This is a genomic window from Stenotrophomonas sp. GW821-FHT02D01, from assembly GCF_059421765.1.
The window spans coordinates 166095-181707 of the sequence record NZ_JBWKVP010000002.1; the positions used below are offsets into that span (position 1 = coordinate 166095).

Sequence of the window (15613 nt, forward strand, 5' to 3'; positions counted from 1 at the left end):
AACGTCCGGCCCCGCTGCCGGCACTAGGACTTGACGATGGCAACCACGCTCAACCCCTCCGAAATCAGCGAACTGATCAAGAACCGCATCGAGAAGGTCAAGCTGGCCGCGGAATCGCGCAACGAAGGCACCGTGACCAGCGTGTCCGACGGCATCGTGCGCATCTTCGGTCTGGCCGACGTGATGCAGGGCGAAATGATCGAACTGCCGAACAACACCTTTGCCTTGGCCCTGAACCTGGAGCGCGACTCGGTCGGCGCCGTGGTCCTGGGTGGCTACGAGAACGTGCGCGAAGGTGACGTCGCCAAGACCACCGGCCGCATCCTGGAAGTGCCGGTCGGTCCGGAACTGCTGGGCCGCGTCGTCAACGCGCTCGGCGAGCCGATCGACGGCAAGGGCCCGCTGGCCACCCAGCTGACCGCTCCGGTGGAGCGCGTTGCTCCGGGCGTGATCTGGCGCAAGTCGGTCGACCAGCCGGTGCAGACCGGTTACAAGTCGGTCGACTCGATGATCCCGATCGGCCGTGGCCAGCGCGAGCTGGTCATCGGTGACCGCCAGACCGGCAAGACCGCGCTGGCCATCGATGCGGTGATCAACCAGAAGGGCACCGGCATCAAGTGCGTGTACGTAGCGATCGGCCAGAAGGCCTCGACCGTTGCCAACATCGTGCGCAAGCTGGAAGAGAACGGCGCCCTGGCGCACACCATCGTGGTGGCTGCCACCGCGTCCGAATCGGCCGCGATGCAGTACATCAGCGCCTACTCGGGCTGCACCATGGGCGAGTACTTCATGGACCGCGGCGAAGACGCGCTGATCGTGTACGACGATCTGTCCAAGCAGGCCGTGGCCTACCGCCAGATCTCGCTGCTGCTGAAGCGCCCGCCGGGCCGTGAAGCCTACCCGGGTGACGTGTTCTACCTGCACTCCCGTCTGCTCGAACGCGCTGCCCGCGTGTCCGAGGAATACGTCGAGAAGTTCACCGAAGGCAAGGTCACCGGCAAGACCGGTTCGCTGACCGCGCTGCCGATCATCGAAACCCAGGCCGGCGACGTCTCCGCGTTCGTTCCGACCAACGTGATCTCGATCACCGACGGCCAGATCTTCCTGGAAACCGATCTGTTCAACGCCGGCATCCGCCCAGCCGTGAACGCCGGTATCTCGGTGTCGCGCGTCGGTGGTTCGGCGCAGACCAAGATCATCAAGAAGCTGTCCGGCGGCATCCGTATCTCGCTGGCCCAGTACCGCGAGCTGGCTGCGTTCGCGCAGTTCGCCTCGGACCTGGACGAAGCCACCCGCAAGCAGCTTGAGCGTGGCCAGCGCGTCACCGAGCTGATGAAGCAGAAGCAGTACGCGCCGATGTCGATCGCCAACCAGGCGTTGTCGATCTACGCCGTCAACGAGGGTTACCTCGACGACGTGCCGGTCAGCAAGCTGCTGGCGTTCGAAGAAGGCCTGCACGCGCACTTCGCCAACACCCAGGGCGAGCTGATCGGCAAGGTCAACGCCACCGGCGGTTGGGACAACGACATCGAAGGTGCCTTCAAGAAGGGCATCGTCGAGTTCAAGACCACCGGCAGCTGGTAATCGAGGTCCTGTAGAGCGGAGCGATGCTCCGCTGGACCAGACGATCAAACGGTTGAACAACGCGGGGCCCAGGCCCCGCGCCACGGGAATAAAAGATGGCAAGCGGACGCGAAATCAAAACCAAGATCAAGAGCGTGCAGAACACCCGCAAGGTGACGCGCGCCCTGGAAATGGTCTCGGCCTCCAAGATCCGCAAGGCGCAGGATCGGATGAAGACCTCGCGTCCGTACGCGCAGGCGATGAAGCAGGTGATCGGCCACCTGGCGCAGGCCAGCACCGACTACCAGCATCCGTTCCTGGTCGAGCGTGAGCAGGTCAAGCGGGTCGGTTTCATCGTGATCTCCTCCGATCGCGGTCTGGCCGGCGGTCTCAACAACAACCTGTTCCGCAGGATGCTTGGCGAAGCCAAGGCCTGGCAGGACAAGGGCGCCGAAGTGGACCTGGTGACCATCGGCCAGAAGGCGTCGACCTTCTTCCGCCGGGTCAAGGTGAACATGGTCGGCACGGTGACCCACATCGGCGACACGCCGAAGCTGGAATCGCTGATCGGTGTGATCAAGGTCATGCTCGACGCCTTCACCGAAGGCAAGGTCGACCGCGTGTACCTGGTCTACAACCGCTTCGTCAACACCATGGTGCAGAAGGCCAGCTTCGATCAGCTGCTGCCGCTGCCGGCCGCCGAGAAGCAGGTTGCGCACCACGACTGGGACTACCTGTACGAACCCGATGCCGCGACCGTGCTGGAGCACGTGATGACGCGTTACATCGAGTCGCTGGTGTACCAGGCGCTGCTGGAAAACGTCGCTTCCGAGCATGCCGCGCGCATGGTGGCGATGAAGTCGGCCAGTGACAACGCCAACAAGCTGATCGGAACCCTGCAGCTGGTCTACAACAAGGCCCGCCAGGCAGCGATCACCCAGGAAATCTCCGAAATCGTCGGCGGCGCGGCAGCAGTCTGACCGCGTTCGTTAAAAGCACACATTTAGAGGATGCAGCAATGAGTCAGGGCAAGATCGTTCAGATCATCGGCGCCGTCGTCGACGTCGAATTCCCCCGCGAGTCGGTGCCGAAGGTGTACCACGCGCTGAAGGTGGACAACACCGAAATCACCCTGGAAGTGCAGCAGCAGCTCGGTGACGGCGTGGTCCGCTGCATCGCGCTGGGCTCCACCGATGGCCTGAAGCGCAACCTGGTGGCCACCAACACCGAGCGCGGCATTTCCGTGCCGGTCGGCGCTGGCACCCTGGGCCGCATCATGGACGTGCTCGGCCGCCCGATCGACGAAGCCGGCCCGGTCGCCTCCAGCGACACCTGGGAAATCCACCGTGCTGCTCCGTCGTACGAAGACCAGTCCCCGGCCACCGAGCTGCTGGAAACCGGCATCAAGGTCATCGACCTGATGTGCCCGTTCGCCAAGGGCGGCAAGGTCGGCCTGTTCGGCGGCGCCGGCGTCGGCAAGACCGTCAACATGATGGAGCTGATCAACAACATCGCCAAGGCGCACAGCGGTCTGTCCGTGTTCGCCGGCGTGGGTGAGCGTACCCGTGAGGGCAACGACTTCTACCACGAGATGAAGGACTCCAACGTCCTGGACAAGGTCGCGATGGTGTACGGCCAGATGAACGAGCCGCCGGGCAACCGTCTGCGCGTTGCCCTGACCGGCCTGACCATGGCCGAGTACTTCCGCGACGAGAAGGACGAGAACGGCAAGGGCAAGGACGTGCTGCTGTTCGTCGACAACATCTACCGCTACACCCTGGCGGGTACCGAAGTGTCGGCACTGCTGGGTCGTATGCCGTCGGCGGTGGGTTACCAGCCGACCCTGGCCGAGGAAATGGGCGTCCTGCAGGAGCGCATCACCTCGACCAAGAATGGTTCGATCACCTCCATCCAGGCCGTCTACGTGCCGGCCGATGACTTGACCGATCCGTCGCCGGCGACCACCTTCGCCCACCTGGACTCGACCGTGACCCTGTCGCGTTCGATCGCCTCGCTGGGTATCTACCCGGCGGTCGACCCGCTGGACTCCACCAGCCGCCAGATGGACCCGCTGGTCATCGGCCACGAGCATTACGACACCGCCCAGCGCGTCCAGCAGACCCTGCAGAAGTACAAGGAACTGAAGGACATCATCGCCATCCTGGGCATGGACGAACTGTCCGAAGAAGACAAGCAGGCCGTGTCGCGCGCCCGCAAGATCGAGCGCTTCTTCAGCCAGCCGTTCCACGTGGCCGAAGTGTTCACCGGCTCGCCGGGCAAGTACGTGTCGCTGAAGGACACCATCCGTGGCTTCAAGGCCATCGTCGATGGCGAGTACGACCACCTGCCGGAGCAGGCGTTCTACATGGTCGGCAGCATCGAAGAAGCGGTCGAGAAGGCCAAGAAGATGGCCGAAAAGGCCTGATGCGGCGGGGACGGGCATACGCCCGTCCCGACCGTGACACGGGGTGGGCCTGCGCCCACCGCTGCGGAATCCCTGCGGTGGGTTCGACCCGCCCCCTAGCGAAGAGAGTTACATGAGCACCATCCGTTGCGACATCGTCAGCGCCGAGCAGGAAATCTTCCGTGGCGAAGCGACCCTGGTCGTGGCCACCGGTGAGCTGGGCGAACTGGGCATCGCGCCCAAGCACGCACCGCTGATCACCCGCCTGAAGCCGGGCAAGGTGGTAGTGACCACGCCGAGCGGCGAGCAGCTGGATTTCGCCATTTCCGGCGGCATCCTGGAAGTGCAGCCGCAGGTGGTGACCGTGCTGGCCGACACCGCGATCCGCGCACAGGACATCGACGAAGCCTCGGTCCGCAAGGCCAAGGAAGAAGCCGAACGCATCCTGGCCAACCGCGGCGAAGCGATGGAAGTGGCCGAAGCCCAGCAGAAGCTGGCAGAGGCCGTTGTCCAGCTGCAGGCGCTTGAGCGCCTGCGCAAGACCCTCAAGCACTGAACCGTGCCGAGGTGACATCTGTGCCTGCAAGGCACGGGTGAATGCAGGAACGCCGGCTGCCATGCCGGCGTTTTTGTTTGTTTTCCACGGAGGCAGGGAATGCAGCAGTCATCGACAGCGACGCAGGACATGGGGGGCTGGCAGTGCCGCTGGCGCACACCGGAAGGCATGTTCCTGATTGCCTGGGTCGTGCTTTGCCTGCCGTGGCTGCTGGGCATCAAGACCATTCCGTTCGACGCCGTGCAGCAGTTCTTCCCGGCGGTCAGCTTCAGCGCTGAGCAACTGCGTCATCTGCAGGCGCCGTGGTGGAATCCGTATCTGTACGGGGGCTACCCGCAGCTGGCCGACCCGCAGATGATGACGTTGCAGCCGAGCATGCTGCTGCCGATGCTGTTGGCACCGACGTCGCTGCACCTGTTCAACGTGGTCGTGCTGCTGCACGTGCTGGCAGGTGGCTTCGGTGCCTTGCGGCTGGGCCGCGTGCAGGGAATGCCGCCACCGGCGCGGCTGCTGTTCGCGCTGGTGCTGATGTTCGGTGGGGTGGCCGCATCGCGGCTCCAGCACACGCCGATGATCGTCAGTTACAGCTTGCTGCCGTGGCTGTGGCTGGGCATGGAGCAGGTCCGCCGCCAGGGTCGGCTGCGTGACGTACTGCTGGCCGGCATCGCTGGAGGCTTGTGCGCGCTGCAGCTGACCCAGGTTACCTACTTCATCATCCTCGCCTGTGCGATCCATGCGGTGGGCGCGGTTCTGCTGGCGAAGGGCCAGCGCGTGCGGCTGCTGCTGCGATTTGGTCTTGTCGGCGTGCTTGCCGGCGCGATCAGCGCGCCACAGTGGTTGTCCACGCTGGCCTGGCTGGGCGAGACAAATCGGGATGGTTTCTCGTTGGAGGCTGCGTTGCCGGGGGCCATGCACTGGCAGACCCTGGCCACGCTGCTGTCAGGCAACGTGTTCTCGCAGGGGCGTGGCGACAGTTGGGCCTTTGGTGACATCAGCGCCGATTACCTTTATCTCGGCGCGGTGCCGCTGGCGCTCTGGCTGGGATGGGGCGGCGAAGTGCTGCGGCGCAAACCCGCTGCGGCGCGCATCGCGCTGGCCGTGGTGATTCTGACGATCCTGATCGCGCTGGGTGGGGCAACGCCACTGTTCCCGTGGTTGTTCACCTGGCTGCCAGGCCTGGATCTGTTCCGGCGTCCTGCTGATGCCTTGTTCCTCACCCTCCCAGCAGCAGCTTGGCTGGGTGCCAACGCCTTGCAGGCTGCATTGCAGCCAGGCCCGTTGCGGCCGCCGTGGATGTCCGTAGGTGCCGTCGTGCTGCTTGCCGTCTCCAGTGCCTGGATGGCGATCGACCGCGGTCATCTGGCGGCCTTTGCCTGGCTCGGCATCAGCGCAGCCGTGGGAATCGCCGCGGTGCTGCTGCTGCGTCGTCACCGGGCACCCGAGCGCTGGCTGTTTGTGCTGGTGCTGTTCGACCTGCTGCTGTTCAACGTGGGGACCAGCTTCAACGCAGGCAGTGGCACCAAGTCGGTGCTGACCGCCGACCGCGCCGGGCCGGCGCAGCGGGCCTACGCGCTGCTCGCAGCAGAGCGGCAACCCGGATTGCCCGAGCGCGCCGTGGTCTTCGGCATCGGTGGGCTCACCAACGGCGCCGCGGTCCATGGGATCGCGCTGGCAAACGGCTACAACCCGATGTTGGCCAGCGACTACCTGCAGATGACCGGCATGCCGGGTGAACCGGTGGATACGTTCCAACAGAAGCTGCCGACGGCCTGGGCAAAGGACACAACAGCGCCTGTGTACGATCTGCTGGGCGTGCGCTGGCTGCTGGCCCAGGATCCGTTCCCGGGTTCAAGCGCGCAGGGTGACCAGGTCGAGCTCGCGCGACGCGACAGCGTGCTGCCGCGCGTGCTCAATCCTCGGAACGTCCGACGCCACGATGCGCGTCTGCCGCCTGCGGATGAATTCAACCAGACCGATTTCAGCCGGCAGCTCTGGCTGCCAGCCATGGCCGGCGCCGCATGCCCGGAGCATGATGCCGGTGAGGCCAACATCCAGGTGCAGCACTACCAGCCTGGCCGTATCGAGCTCACGGTGGAAGCCGACCGCCCCGCGTGGGTCGTGGTCAACGAGGTGACTGCCCGTGGCTGGCAGGCCCGCTTGCCCGATGGCACCGTACTGCCGCTGCTGCGTGGCAATGGCCTGTTCCATGCGCTGTGCGTGCCGGCAGGCCGCCATCAGGTGCAGTTGCGTTACAGCCCGCTGCAGTTGTGGCGCGAGGGATTGAGCGTGCGCCTGGCCGGCGACAGTGGCCTTCACTGAACGCAGGTCAGCGGTACACCACGTGCCGCAGCAGCATGAACGACACCAGCGCCAGACCACCTTCCACCAGCGGCTTGGCAAGCCACGCGTACTGCAGTCCCAATGCATGGTCGGCCGCAGTCACCAGCAGGGTGCTGGCCGCGGTCAGCAGCATCCAAAGCAGGAGGAAGCGCGCGAAGCGCTTCCAGCCCAGGCGCTGTTGGCCGGCGGCAGCAAAGGTATAGCGGCCGTTGAGCCAGAAGCCGAGCAGCATGCCGGCCAGACGGCCGACGACGTTGGCAGGGGCGACGGGCAGCCCGAGTGCGGTGCTGCCCACGAACACCAGCCAGTCCAGCAGCAGCTGCACCAGCCCGATGACGATGTATGAGCTGCCCTGGCGGACGAGGGTCATGGCCGTGCCTTCCCGGTGCCGCCCGGCAACAGCGGGCCCATCCAGTACAGCAGATCGAGCAATCGTTCCTTCAGGCAGCGCACGGTTCACGTCAGGCAGGGAATGAGCTCGGCTATCCTATCAGCCAGTCCTCAGATCGCCGCCGCTGCGCGGCCCCCCTCCATGACCCAACCCCTGCACGTCATCATCCTCGCCGCTGGCGCCGGTAAACGCATGAAATCGGTGCTGCCCAAGGTACTGCAGCCGATTGCCGGGCAGCCGATGCTGGCGCATGTGATCGCCACGGCGCGCGAACTGCAGCCGGCTGCCATCCACGTGGTGTACGGCCACGGCGGGGACCAGGTGCGGCACTACTTCGCTGACCAGCCGGACCTGTTGTGGGCGGAACAAGCGCAGCAGCTGGGTACCGGCCACGCCGTTGCCCAGGCCATGCCGGAGGTGCCAGACGCCGCACAGGTGCTGGTGTTGTACGGCGATGTGCCGTTGATCCGTGCGCAGACCCTGCGCGACCTGCTGGCCCAGCCGGGCCGGCTGGCCGTGCTGGTGGCCGATGTCGAGGATCCCACTGGCTATGGTCGCGTGCTGCGCGATGCCGAAGGCAAGGTCGGGGCGATCGTTGAGCAGAAGGACGCCGACGATGAACAGCGTCGGGTGCGCATCATCAACACCGGCATCATCACTGCCGAATCGACGGCGCTGCGCCGCTGGCTGTCGCAGCTGTCCAACAGCAACGCGCAGGGCGAGTACTACCTGACCGATGTATTCGCCTTTGCCGCCCGCGAGTTCACTCCGGCGGAGATGGCCCTGGTGGCCGATGCGCAGGACGCCGAAGGCGCGAATGATCCATGGCAGCTCTCGCAGCTGGAACGGGCCTGGCAGCGGCGCGCGGTCCGCGCGCTGTGCATCCAGGGCGCGCGCGTGCGCGATCCGGCGCGGGTCGATATCCGTGGTGAGGTGGTCGTCGGCAGCGATGTGATGATCGATGTCGATGTGATTCTTGAAGGCAAGGTGGTGCTCGGCGATGGCGTGACCATCGGCCCGTTCACCCGGCTGAAGGACGTCACTCTCGGCGCGGGCACCGAAGTACGTGCGCACTGCGATGTGGAAGGCGTCATCAGCGAGGGTGCAGCCCAGATCGGCCCGTTCGCGCGCCTGCGCCCGGGCACCGTGCTGGCCGATGGTGTGCACGTGGGCAACTTCGTGGAAACCAAGAAGGTCACCCTGGGGGTGGGCAGCAAAGCCAACCATCTGACCTACCTGGGTGATGCGGTGATCGGCAGCAAGGTCAACATCGGTGCGGGCACCATCACCTGCAACTACGACGGCGTGAACAAGTCGACCACCACCATCGGCGACAACGCTTTCATCGGCTCCAACAGTTCGCTGGTGGCGCCGGTGCTGATCGGTGAAGGGGCGACGATTGCTGCAGGTTCGGTCATCACCCGCACTGCGCCGGACGGCAAGCTGACCGTGGCCCGTGCGCGCCAGGAAACGATCGATGGCTGGCAGCGACCCATCAAGAAAAGCTGAGCCGAGACCACCGCGCGCCGACGAACTCGACGCGTTGCCCCGCATCGAACAGCGTGCGGGTGAACTGCTGCGCGGGCACGAGGCGCACCCGGTGTTCGCCGCCCATGGGCTGGACCTCCCCACGTTGCAGGCTGGGTTGCAGCGTGGCCAGTTGTGGATCATCGAAGGCGCCGATGGCGGCATCGCCGGCTACCTGCTGGGCGGTGCGCTCGACGGCGATTTCCATGTGCTGCAGATGGATGTTGATCCCGGCCACGCGCGGCGTGGTTACGGCCGAGCGTTGCTGCAGCACGCACTCGCCGAGGCCAAGGCGCTTGGCTATCCGGCGGCGGTGCTGACCACGTTGTCCGATGTACCGTGGAATGCGGCTTTCTATGCCAGCGAAGGATTCAACGTCCTGCCGGAGTCAGAGTGGGGCGCGGGCCTGCGAGGGGTGATGGCCGAGGAAGCCGCGTTGGGATTCCCGATGCACTTGCGGGTGGCGATGCGGCGAGTGCTTTAGTTTTGCTTCTTCTGTTGCTTGCTGAAGGTTGATCACGGTTCATGGGTGTCACTTTTCTTTGTACGCAAAGAAAAGTAACCAAAAGAAACGTTCCGCCGGCCGCGAGCCGATGCTGCGCATCGGTGCCCTGCGCTCCTCGGCGAATCATGGGCCGGTGCGAAGAAGTCAGCCGACTAACAGTCGGCTCTACAGGACATCGGCACCTCTTCGCCCCTGACTCCCCTGCGGTGCTCGGCTCGCTTCAAGGCGGACCCAAGTCAAAGTCCACAGGTGCACCCAGTAGATCCACGCCATGCGTGGATGCTTTTGCTCTGCTTCTCGAGTCCGCCTTGAAGCGAGCCGAGCACCGCAGGGCCGGCGAGGGCGAAGAGGCGCGGGTGTCTGAGCGCAGCGAGTTCCCGCGCCGTCCCTCAACGGACCGAGGAGCGCAGGGTACCGGCGTGCGCAGCACGACGGCTCGCGGACTGGCGGCGCGTTTCTTTTGGTTACTTTTCTTTTCGCGCGAAAAGAAAAGTGACGCCCATGAACCGTGATCAACCTTCAGCAATCAACAGAAGAAGGAAGAACAAACCTACCCCACCGGCAACAGGATCGACACGCACAGCCCGCCCTCGGTGCGGTTCTGCAGTGACACGCGACCACCGTGCGCCTCGACGATCTCGCGGGTGAGGGCCAGCCCCAGCCCGGTGCCATTGCGCTTGGTCGAATAGAACGGCATCAGCGCATTCTGCAGCACCTGCTCGTTCATGCCCTTGCCGCGGTCCAGCACATCCAGCCGCAGCCACTGCGGCAGCCGGGTCAGCTGCACCTGCACGTCGTTGTTCGGCGGATCTGCTTCAGCACAGGCCTCGTGTGCATTCTTCAGCAGGTTGAGCAGGGCCTGGCCGAATTGGGCGATGTCGATCCGGCTGCTCAGTTCTTCGTCGGGTTCACGCTCCATCGTGAACGGAATCTGCTGGCACAGGCTGGACAGGAATGGCGCCCAGTGCACGGTCTGCAGCTGCGGTTGCGGCAGCTTTGCGAAACGCGCGTAGCCGCGGATGAAGCCTTCCAGGTGGCGTGCGCGGTCTTCGATGGTGGTGAAGATCTCCGGCAGCCGGTCGAAGCGTTCGCGCTTGACCAGCTCGCCACCGGAGTGCGCCAGTGAGGCGATCGGCGCCAGCGAGTTGTTGAGTTCGTGGCTGATCACCCGGATCACCTTCTTCCAGGTCTGTACTTCCTGCCGGCGCAGTTCGGCAGTGAGCTGGCGTACCAACAGCAGGTCATGCGGGCGGCCGTTGAGCTGGAACGCGCGCCGCGACAGGTGATAGACCTGTTCGTCATCCTCGTCGCCTTCCACGCCGTCTTCGCTTTCCGACTTCACCGCAAACAGGCTGTCGCCGCCGCGGCCGATGGCATCACGCAGTTCCACCGGCAGCTGCTCGAGCACGTCTTCCATGCGCTGGCCTTCCAGCTTCCAGCCGCTGTGCAGCAGCTTGCGCGCGGCCAGGTTGGAGAACACCACGCGGGAAATGCCATCGCCACCGGCGGCGATCAGCAGCATCGCTACCGGGGTGTTCTGCACCATGGTGTCCAGCAGCAGTTCGCGCTGGACCAGGCCCTGGCGCTGTGCACGCAGCACTTCGCCCAGTTCGCGGTGCGCCTGCACCAGGTCACCCAGTTCGTCATTGCCGGGCCAGTAGATACCGAAGTTGTACTCACCGTCGCGGTAGCTGCTGGTGGTCCCGGACAGCGCCCGCATCAACGAGCGCACCGGTGCGGTGGCGCGGCGCAGCGTCCACCACATCAATGACAGCAGGATGATCGTGGAGACCGTGGTCACCACCCAGCCATGGTCCATCCAGTAGGCCAGCAGCCACGGCAGAGCGGCAGCCAGCGCCAGCACCGGCAGCAGGCGCAGGAACAGGCGGAAGGTGAAGGAGCGTCGCTTCATTCGCGCGGAATGCCATGACGGTCCATGCGCCGGTACAGCGCCTGCCGGCTCAGTCCAAGCTCGGCGGCGGCCTGGGCGATGACCCCATGGTTGCGCGCCAGCACTTCTTCGATGCGTGCGCGGTCGGGATCATTGCCGGCGCTTGGCGCAGGGCGTGGCGCAGCCGGCGCACGCGGCAGGTTGAGATCGCCCACCTCGATGCGGTTGCCGGTAGCCAGCAGTTCGGCACGCTGGATCACGTTGCGCAGCTCGCGCACGTTGCCCGGCCACAGGTGCCGCTGCAGTGCGGTGGCCGCCGTGCTGGACAGTGGCTTGCCGATGCTGAGGAAATGCTCGGCCAACGGCACGATGTCGCCGGGGCGGTCGGCCAACGGCGGCAGCGTCAGTTCCACCGTGTTGAGCCGGTAGTAGAGGTCTTCGCGGAACGTACCTTCGCGGATCATCGCCGGCAGATCGGCATTGGTTGCACTGACCACGCGCACCTTGACCTGGCGTTCGCGGTTGGAGCCCAGGCGCTCGAAACGTCCTGTCTCCAGCACGCGCAGCAGCTTCATCTGCCCACCCAGCGACAGGTTGCCGATCTCATCCAGGAACAGCGTGCCGCCGTCGGCTGCCTCGAACTTGCCTTCGCGCGCCTTGTTGGCGCCGGTATAGGCGCCGGCCTCGGCACCGAACAGTTCGGCCTCGATCAGTTCGGAGGGCAGGGCGCCACAGTTCACCGCCACGAACGGACCCTTGGCCACCAGCGAGTTGGCCTGGATGATCTGCGCGATCTTCTCCTTGCCCGCGCCATTGGGGCCGGTGATCAGCACCGGCAGCTCCGAGCGCGCGACCTGGCACGCCAGGGCGATCACCCGCTCGCTGGCGGGGTCGGCGAACACCGCACCACACAACACGTACTTGTCTTCCAGCGCATGCCGCTGGCGCTGTTCGCGCTGGCGTCGCTGGTCCAGTTCGCGCCGCGCTTCGGACAATTCCAGCAGGTTGTTGACCGTGGTCAGCAGCTTGCGGTCATCCCAGGGCTTGGCCAGGTAGTCGGCGGCACCGGCCTTGACCAGGTCCACCGCGCTGCTCAGGTGGGTCCAGGCCGTCAGCAGGATCACCGGCAGATCAGGGTGGCGTTCGCGGATCTGCGCGAACAGTGCCTCGCCTTCCTCGCCGGAAGTGGTGTCCTCGCTGAAATTCATGTCCTGGATCACCAGGTCGACCGGCTGCGATTCCAGCAGCGCCAGCCCTTCGGCCGGGCTCTGCGCCTGCAGGGTGTCGATGTCGTGCAGGGAAAACAGCACATCCAGCGCAGTACCCACGCTGGCGTTGTCGTCGATGATCAGGATCGCAGGCATTCGGCGGCTTCTGGGAGGGCAGGGCAGCGCCGGAGAGCGACGGCGCCGCGCACGGAAAAGGGTGGATGACGCCGGAGCTTTCGGCGCCACCCACCAAGCATAGCCAAACCCGTGGCAGCGCAGGGGCCGCCGGGTCTCAGCGTCGTGGCGGGGGCGGCGGCGGATCCGGAGGGGGTGGTGGTGGCGCCAGAGCGGGGCGCCACTGGGACACGTTCACCGGCACGGTGAGCATCCGGCCATCGCGGCGCAGCAGCAGGTAGACGGTGGGCGTCGATGCCGCCTGCACGGCGTCGGCGAGCTGCTCGATCTGCCGCACCGGCGAGTCGTCCACGCGCAGGATGCGGTCGCCATGGCGCACGCCGAAGCGCGCCTCCGGGCTGGCCGCATCCACCCTCACCACGCCTTCGGTCGAGCGCAGCGCCAGCCGCGCATCGTCCTGGCGCCACTCCAGCGTCTGCGCGCTGCTGCTGCCGGCGAGTACCGGCGGCGGCAGGGCCAGCAACAGGACCATCAGGCTGGCGCGCATCTCACGCCCCCCGCGTGGCGACGGCCGGGGGCACCGCCGCAGCGCGGCGGGCCGGGCCGAACACGGCGATCTGGCCGAGCAGCCACAGCAGCGCTGCGCCCAGCGGCAGGTACAGCAGCGGCATGCGCGGCAGCTCGTACATGTTCATCAGTGCCAGGTTGATGGCGTACGCCGCCAGCATGCCCAGCACGATGCCCAGCGTGGCCAGCAGGAAGTTCTCGGTCTGGAAGTAGCGCAGGATCTGCCCGCGGGTGGCGCCCAGTGCGCGGCGGATGCCGATCTGCTTGCTGCGCTGCTGTACCCAGAAGCTGGCCAGGCCGACGATGCCCAGGGCGGTGACCACCAGCAGCGCCACGCAGACCGTCACCAGCAGGCCGACCATCGAGCGGTCGTTCTTGAAGTAGTCGGCACGCTGTTCCTGGTAGGTCAGCTTCTCGCGCACCAGGCGGTTGGGGTCGTTGTGCTCCAGCGCGGCCAGCGCACCCTTCAGCACTTCATCGCGGCGTTCCGGTGAGGTGCGCAGCATGTACGGGCCGCGGGTGAAGTCGGTACGTACCGGCAGGATCATCGACAGGGTGCTGTTGTCGTTGTAGTCGGTGGGGGTGGCCAGATGGGCGACCACACCAACCACATGCAGGGCCTGGTTGCCCATGTAGAAGGTCTTGCCCAGCGCGCTCTGGTCCGGGTACATCTTGGCGGCGACCTGCTGGTTGATGATCACCGGTGCGGCGCGGTCGGGCTTCGGATTCTTCTGTGCTTCTTCCAGGTCGATGTACTCGCTGGGCTGGAAGTCGCGGCCGGCGACCAGCTGCAGGCCGAGCGTGGACAACGCGTTCTCGCCAACCATGTACTGCGACACGAAGGCTGTCGGCCGTTCCTGGTCACGCTCGCGCGAGATGCTGGTGTTGCTCGAATTGCGGCGGAACGGCAGCTGGTTGACCTTGGCCACGCTGGTCACGCCGGGGATCGCGCGCAGCGATGCCAGGTCTTCGTTGGTGCGGGCCATGGCGTTGGTCTGCTTGCCGATGCCGCTGACCCGGACCATGACCAGTTCGTTCTCGGCCAGGCCGCTGGGCTGGCTGATCTTTTCCACGCGCTGGGTGACCAGGAACAGGGCATTGCAGACGATGGCGCAGGTCAGGGCGATTTCCAGCACGATCAATGCGGCTGCGGTCTTGTGCCGGCGCAGGGTGCTGAGGATGGGGCGGATGTCCATGGGAAGTCCTCGTTCTGGTGCTTACTGCGACTTGAGCTGGATGGCCGGGGTGACCTGCATCGCGCGCCAGGCGGGCAGGAAGCCGGCAGCGACGCTGGCCAGCAGGGTCAGGCCGAGGGCGAGCAGCAGCATGCTGCCGTCGAGGTGGGCCAGCTTGGCGTAGTCCACCGGCTGCTGGCGCACCGCATACAGGCCCAGCAGTGCCAGGCCGATGCCGAGCACGCCGCCGACCACGCCCACCGCGCCCGCCTCGACCAAGCACTGCAGGAAGATCTGCCCGCGGCTGGCACCCAGTGCGCGGCGCACGCCGATCTCACCGCTGCGGCGCAGGAACTTGGCCAGCAGCAGGCCGACCGTGTTCACCAGGCAGACACCGAGGAAACCCAGGGCCAGCCACATCTGCAGGCGCACGTCGCTGGGTACCGCGTTGTTGAAGGTCAGCCACTCCATCACGGTGCGCAGGCGCACGTTGGCCGGGCGCTCGAAACGGCCGGCAGCCCGCTGCTGGTCCGAGTAGTTCACCAGGTAGCGGCGATAGTCCTCGGCCTTGGACGGGTCAAGCTCCACCCAGTACTGGATCCAGGTGCACGGCGCGTTGATCGAATTGCTGTCGTCATCGGGTGCGCCGTCGCGGAAGCAGTTCATGTTGCCGTTGCTGCCGAGCTTGAGGTCCATTGCGGTGGACAGCGGCATCATCAGGTCCTCTTCGCGGCCGTAGTTGCCAACGGTCAGGTCGAAGAAGTGCGGTTCCGGATTCCAGGTATCCATCACCCCGATCACCCGCAGCGAATGGCCATCGGCACGGATCTCACGGCCGACACTGTCCGCTCCCTGGAACAGCTTGTCGTTGATCACCTTGGACAGCACCACCACGCGGGAGCGACCGTCATCGTCGCTGGCCGTCCAGGCACGGCCATACAGCATCGGCACGTTGAACATCGGGAAGAAGTCAGCCGAGGTCCAGCGGGTATCGATGTTGAACGGCTTCAACGTGCTGCCTTCCGGCTCGATGGTCGCGTCACCGGCACTCATCATCGCCTGGCGCTCGCCACGCTTCTCGCGCAGCAGCGTCTCGGCATCGAAGCGGGTCATCTGGGTTTCCGGCTCTTCGCCGGTCAGGTAACCCGAGCGCGGGCGCGGATCGACCTGCACGTAGAACAGGCGGTCGCTCTTGTCAGGGATCGGGTCGCCGGACAGCACGTGGAACACGGTCAGGGTGGTCATCGAAGCACCGATGCCCAGCGCGATGGCCACCACCATCAGCGCGGTCAGTACCTTGTTGCGGCGGAAGCTGCGCACCGCCAGTCGGGCGTAGTAGGCGAACATGGTC

The 15613-nt window shown here is 65.7% G+C and carries 13 protein-coding genes; 7 read left to right on the forward strand and 6 right to left on the reverse strand.

Annotation, left to right across the window (positions count from 1 at the left end):
• Positions 1 to 36: 36 nt before the first annotated feature.
• The 5 genes from atpA (at position 37) to AC07UW_RS05680 (ending at position 6842) form a co-directional block, all read left to right on the forward strand.
• Positions 37 to 1584 carry a F0F1 ATP synthase subunit alpha gene (atpA, locus tag AC07UW_RS05660; RefSeq protein WP_223496668.1) on the forward strand — a complete coding sequence of 516 codons (1548 nt, stop codon included), beginning with the start codon at positions 37 to 39 and terminating at the stop codon, positions 1582 to 1584.
• 95 nt (positions 1585 to 1679) lie between these two features.
• A complete protein-coding gene (gene atpG / locus AC07UW_RS05665) occupies positions 1680 to 2543 on the forward strand; it encodes a F0F1 ATP synthase subunit gamma (RefSeq protein WP_223496666.1) in 864 nt (287 codons plus the stop codon).
• Positions 2544 to 2581: 38 nt separating this feature from the next.
• Positions 2582 to 3988, forward strand: coding sequence for a F0F1 ATP synthase subunit beta (atpD, locus tag AC07UW_RS05670; RefSeq protein ID WP_223496664.1), 1407 nt, complete (start codon positions 2582 to 2584; stop codon positions 3986 to 3988).
• 112 nt (positions 3989 to 4100) lie between these two features.
• Positions 4101 to 4523 carry a F0F1 ATP synthase subunit epsilon gene (locus tag AC07UW_RS05675; protein WP_025877355.1) on the forward strand — a complete coding sequence of 141 codons (423 nt, stop codon included), beginning with the start codon at positions 4101 to 4103 and terminating at the stop codon, positions 4521 to 4523.
• A gap of 99 nt (positions 4524 to 4622) precedes the next feature.
• Entirely contained in the window at positions 4623 to 6842 is a 2220-nt protein-coding gene (locus AC07UW_RS05680; RefSeq protein ID WP_495211607.1) for a putative glycosyltransferase family protein, read from the forward strand.
• A 7-nt stretch (positions 6843 to 6849) separates the two neighbouring features.
• On the opposite strand, the gene AC07UW_RS05685 is transcribed toward AC07UW_RS05680, so the two are convergent.
• On the reverse strand, positions 6850 to 7233 hold the full coding sequence (locus AC07UW_RS05685; RefSeq protein ID WP_223496660.1) for a GtrA family protein: 384 nt from the start codon (positions 7231 to 7233) through the stop codon (positions 6850 to 6852).
• Between the two features lie 162 nt (positions 7234 to 7395).
• On the opposite strand from AC07UW_RS05685, the gene glmU reads away from it, so the two are divergent.
• Both glmU and AC07UW_RS05695 read left to right on the forward strand, forming a co-directional pair.
• Positions 7396 to 8763, forward strand: a complete 1368-nt coding sequence (glmU, locus tag AC07UW_RS05690; protein ID WP_336032349.1) for a bifunctional UDP-N-acetylglucosamine diphosphorylase/glucosamine-1-phosphate N-acetyltransferase GlmU — start codon at positions 7396 to 7398, stop codon at positions 8761 to 8763.
• Positions 8732 to 9265 (forward strand): GNAT family N-acetyltransferase, encoded by a 534-nt coding sequence (locus AC07UW_RS05695; RefSeq protein ID WP_495211608.1) that lies wholly within the window; start codon positions 8732 to 8734, stop codon positions 9263 to 9265. Before glmU ends, AC07UW_RS05695 begins: the two co-directional genes overlap by 32 nt.
• A 571-nt stretch (positions 9266 to 9836) precedes the next feature.
• Here the strand turns inward: AC07UW_RS05695 and AC07UW_RS05700 are convergent.
• The 5 genes from AC07UW_RS05700 to AC07UW_RS05720 form a co-directional block, all read right to left on the reverse strand.
• Positions 9837 to 11198: a sensor histidine kinase gene (locus AC07UW_RS05700; RefSeq protein ID WP_315829763.1), complete on the reverse strand. Its 1362-nt coding sequence runs from the start codon at positions 11196 to 11198 to the stop codon at positions 9837 to 9839.
• Entirely contained in the window at positions 11195 to 12541 is a 1347-nt protein-coding gene (locus AC07UW_RS05705; RefSeq protein ID WP_495211609.1) for a sigma-54-dependent transcriptional regulator, read from the reverse strand. The genes AC07UW_RS05700 and AC07UW_RS05705 overlap by 4 nt, the downstream gene beginning before the upstream one ends.
• Positions 12542 to 12677: 136 nt before the next feature.
• Positions 12678 to 13067, reverse strand: coding sequence for a PDZ domain-containing protein (locus AC07UW_RS05710; RefSeq protein WP_495211610.1), 390 nt, complete (start codon positions 13065 to 13067; stop codon positions 12678 to 12680).
• A gap of 1 nt (position 13068) precedes the next feature.
• Positions 13069 to 14283: an ABC transporter permease gene (locus tag AC07UW_RS05715; RefSeq protein WP_080149800.1), complete on the reverse strand. Its 1215-nt coding sequence runs from the start codon at positions 14281 to 14283 to the stop codon at positions 13069 to 13071.
• 21 nt (positions 14284 to 14304) lie between these two features.
• A complete protein-coding gene (locus AC07UW_RS05720; protein ID WP_495211611.1) occupies positions 14305 to 15609 on the reverse strand; it encodes an ABC transporter permease in 1305 nt (434 codons plus the stop codon).
• Positions 15610 to 15613 lie beyond the last annotated feature (4 nt).

Bases quoted from the DNA above. Each gene is read 5' to 3' on its own strand.
- atpD (WP_223496664.1), top strand. From the start codon at position 2,582: ATGAGTCAGGGCAAGATCGTTCAGATCATCGGCGCCGTCGTCGACGTC.
- AC07UW_RS05700 (WP_315829763.1), bottom strand. From the start codon at position 11,198: ATGAAGCGACGCTCCTTCACCTTCCGCCTGTTCCTGCGCCTGCTGCCG.
- AC07UW_RS05715 (WP_080149800.1), bottom strand. From the start codon at position 14,283: ATGGACATCCGCCCCATCCTCAGCACCCTGCGCCGGCACAAGACCGCA.
- glmU (WP_336032349.1), top strand. From the start codon at position 7,396: ATGACCCAACCCCTGCACGTCATCATCCTCGCCGCTGGCGCCGGTAAA.
- atpG (WP_223496666.1), top strand. From the start codon at position 1,680: ATGGCAAGCGGACGCGAAATCAAAACCAAGATCAAGAGCGTGCAGAAC.
- AC07UW_RS05720 (WP_495211611.1), bottom strand. From the start codon at position 15,609: ATGTTCGCCTACTACGCCCGACTGGCGGTGCGCAGCTTCCGCCGCAAC.
- AC07UW_RS05710 (WP_495211610.1), bottom strand. From the start codon at position 13,067: ATGCGCGCCAGCCTGATGGTCCTGTTGCTGGCCCTGCCGCCGCCGGTA.
- atpA (WP_223496668.1), top strand. From the start codon at position 37: ATGGCAACCACGCTCAACCCCTCCGAAATCAGCGAACTGATCAAGAAC.
- AC07UW_RS05680 (WP_495211607.1), top strand. From the start codon at position 4,623: ATGCAGCAGTCATCGACAGCGACGCAGGACATGGGGGGCTGGCAGTGC.
- AC07UW_RS05675 (WP_025877355.1), top strand. From the start codon at position 4,101: ATGAGCACCATCCGTTGCGACATCGTCAGCGCCGAGCAGGAAATCTTC.
- AC07UW_RS05695 (WP_495211608.1), top strand. From the start codon at position 8,732: ATGGCTGGCAGCGACCCATCAAGAAAAGCTGAGCCGAGACCACCGCGC.
- AC07UW_RS05685 (WP_223496660.1), bottom strand. From the start codon at position 7,233: ATGACCCTCGTCCGCCAGGGCAGCTCATACATCGTCATCGGGCTGGTG.
- AC07UW_RS05705 (WP_495211609.1), bottom strand. From the start codon at position 12,541: ATGCCTGCGATCCTGATCATCGACGACAACGCCAGCGTGGGTACTGCG.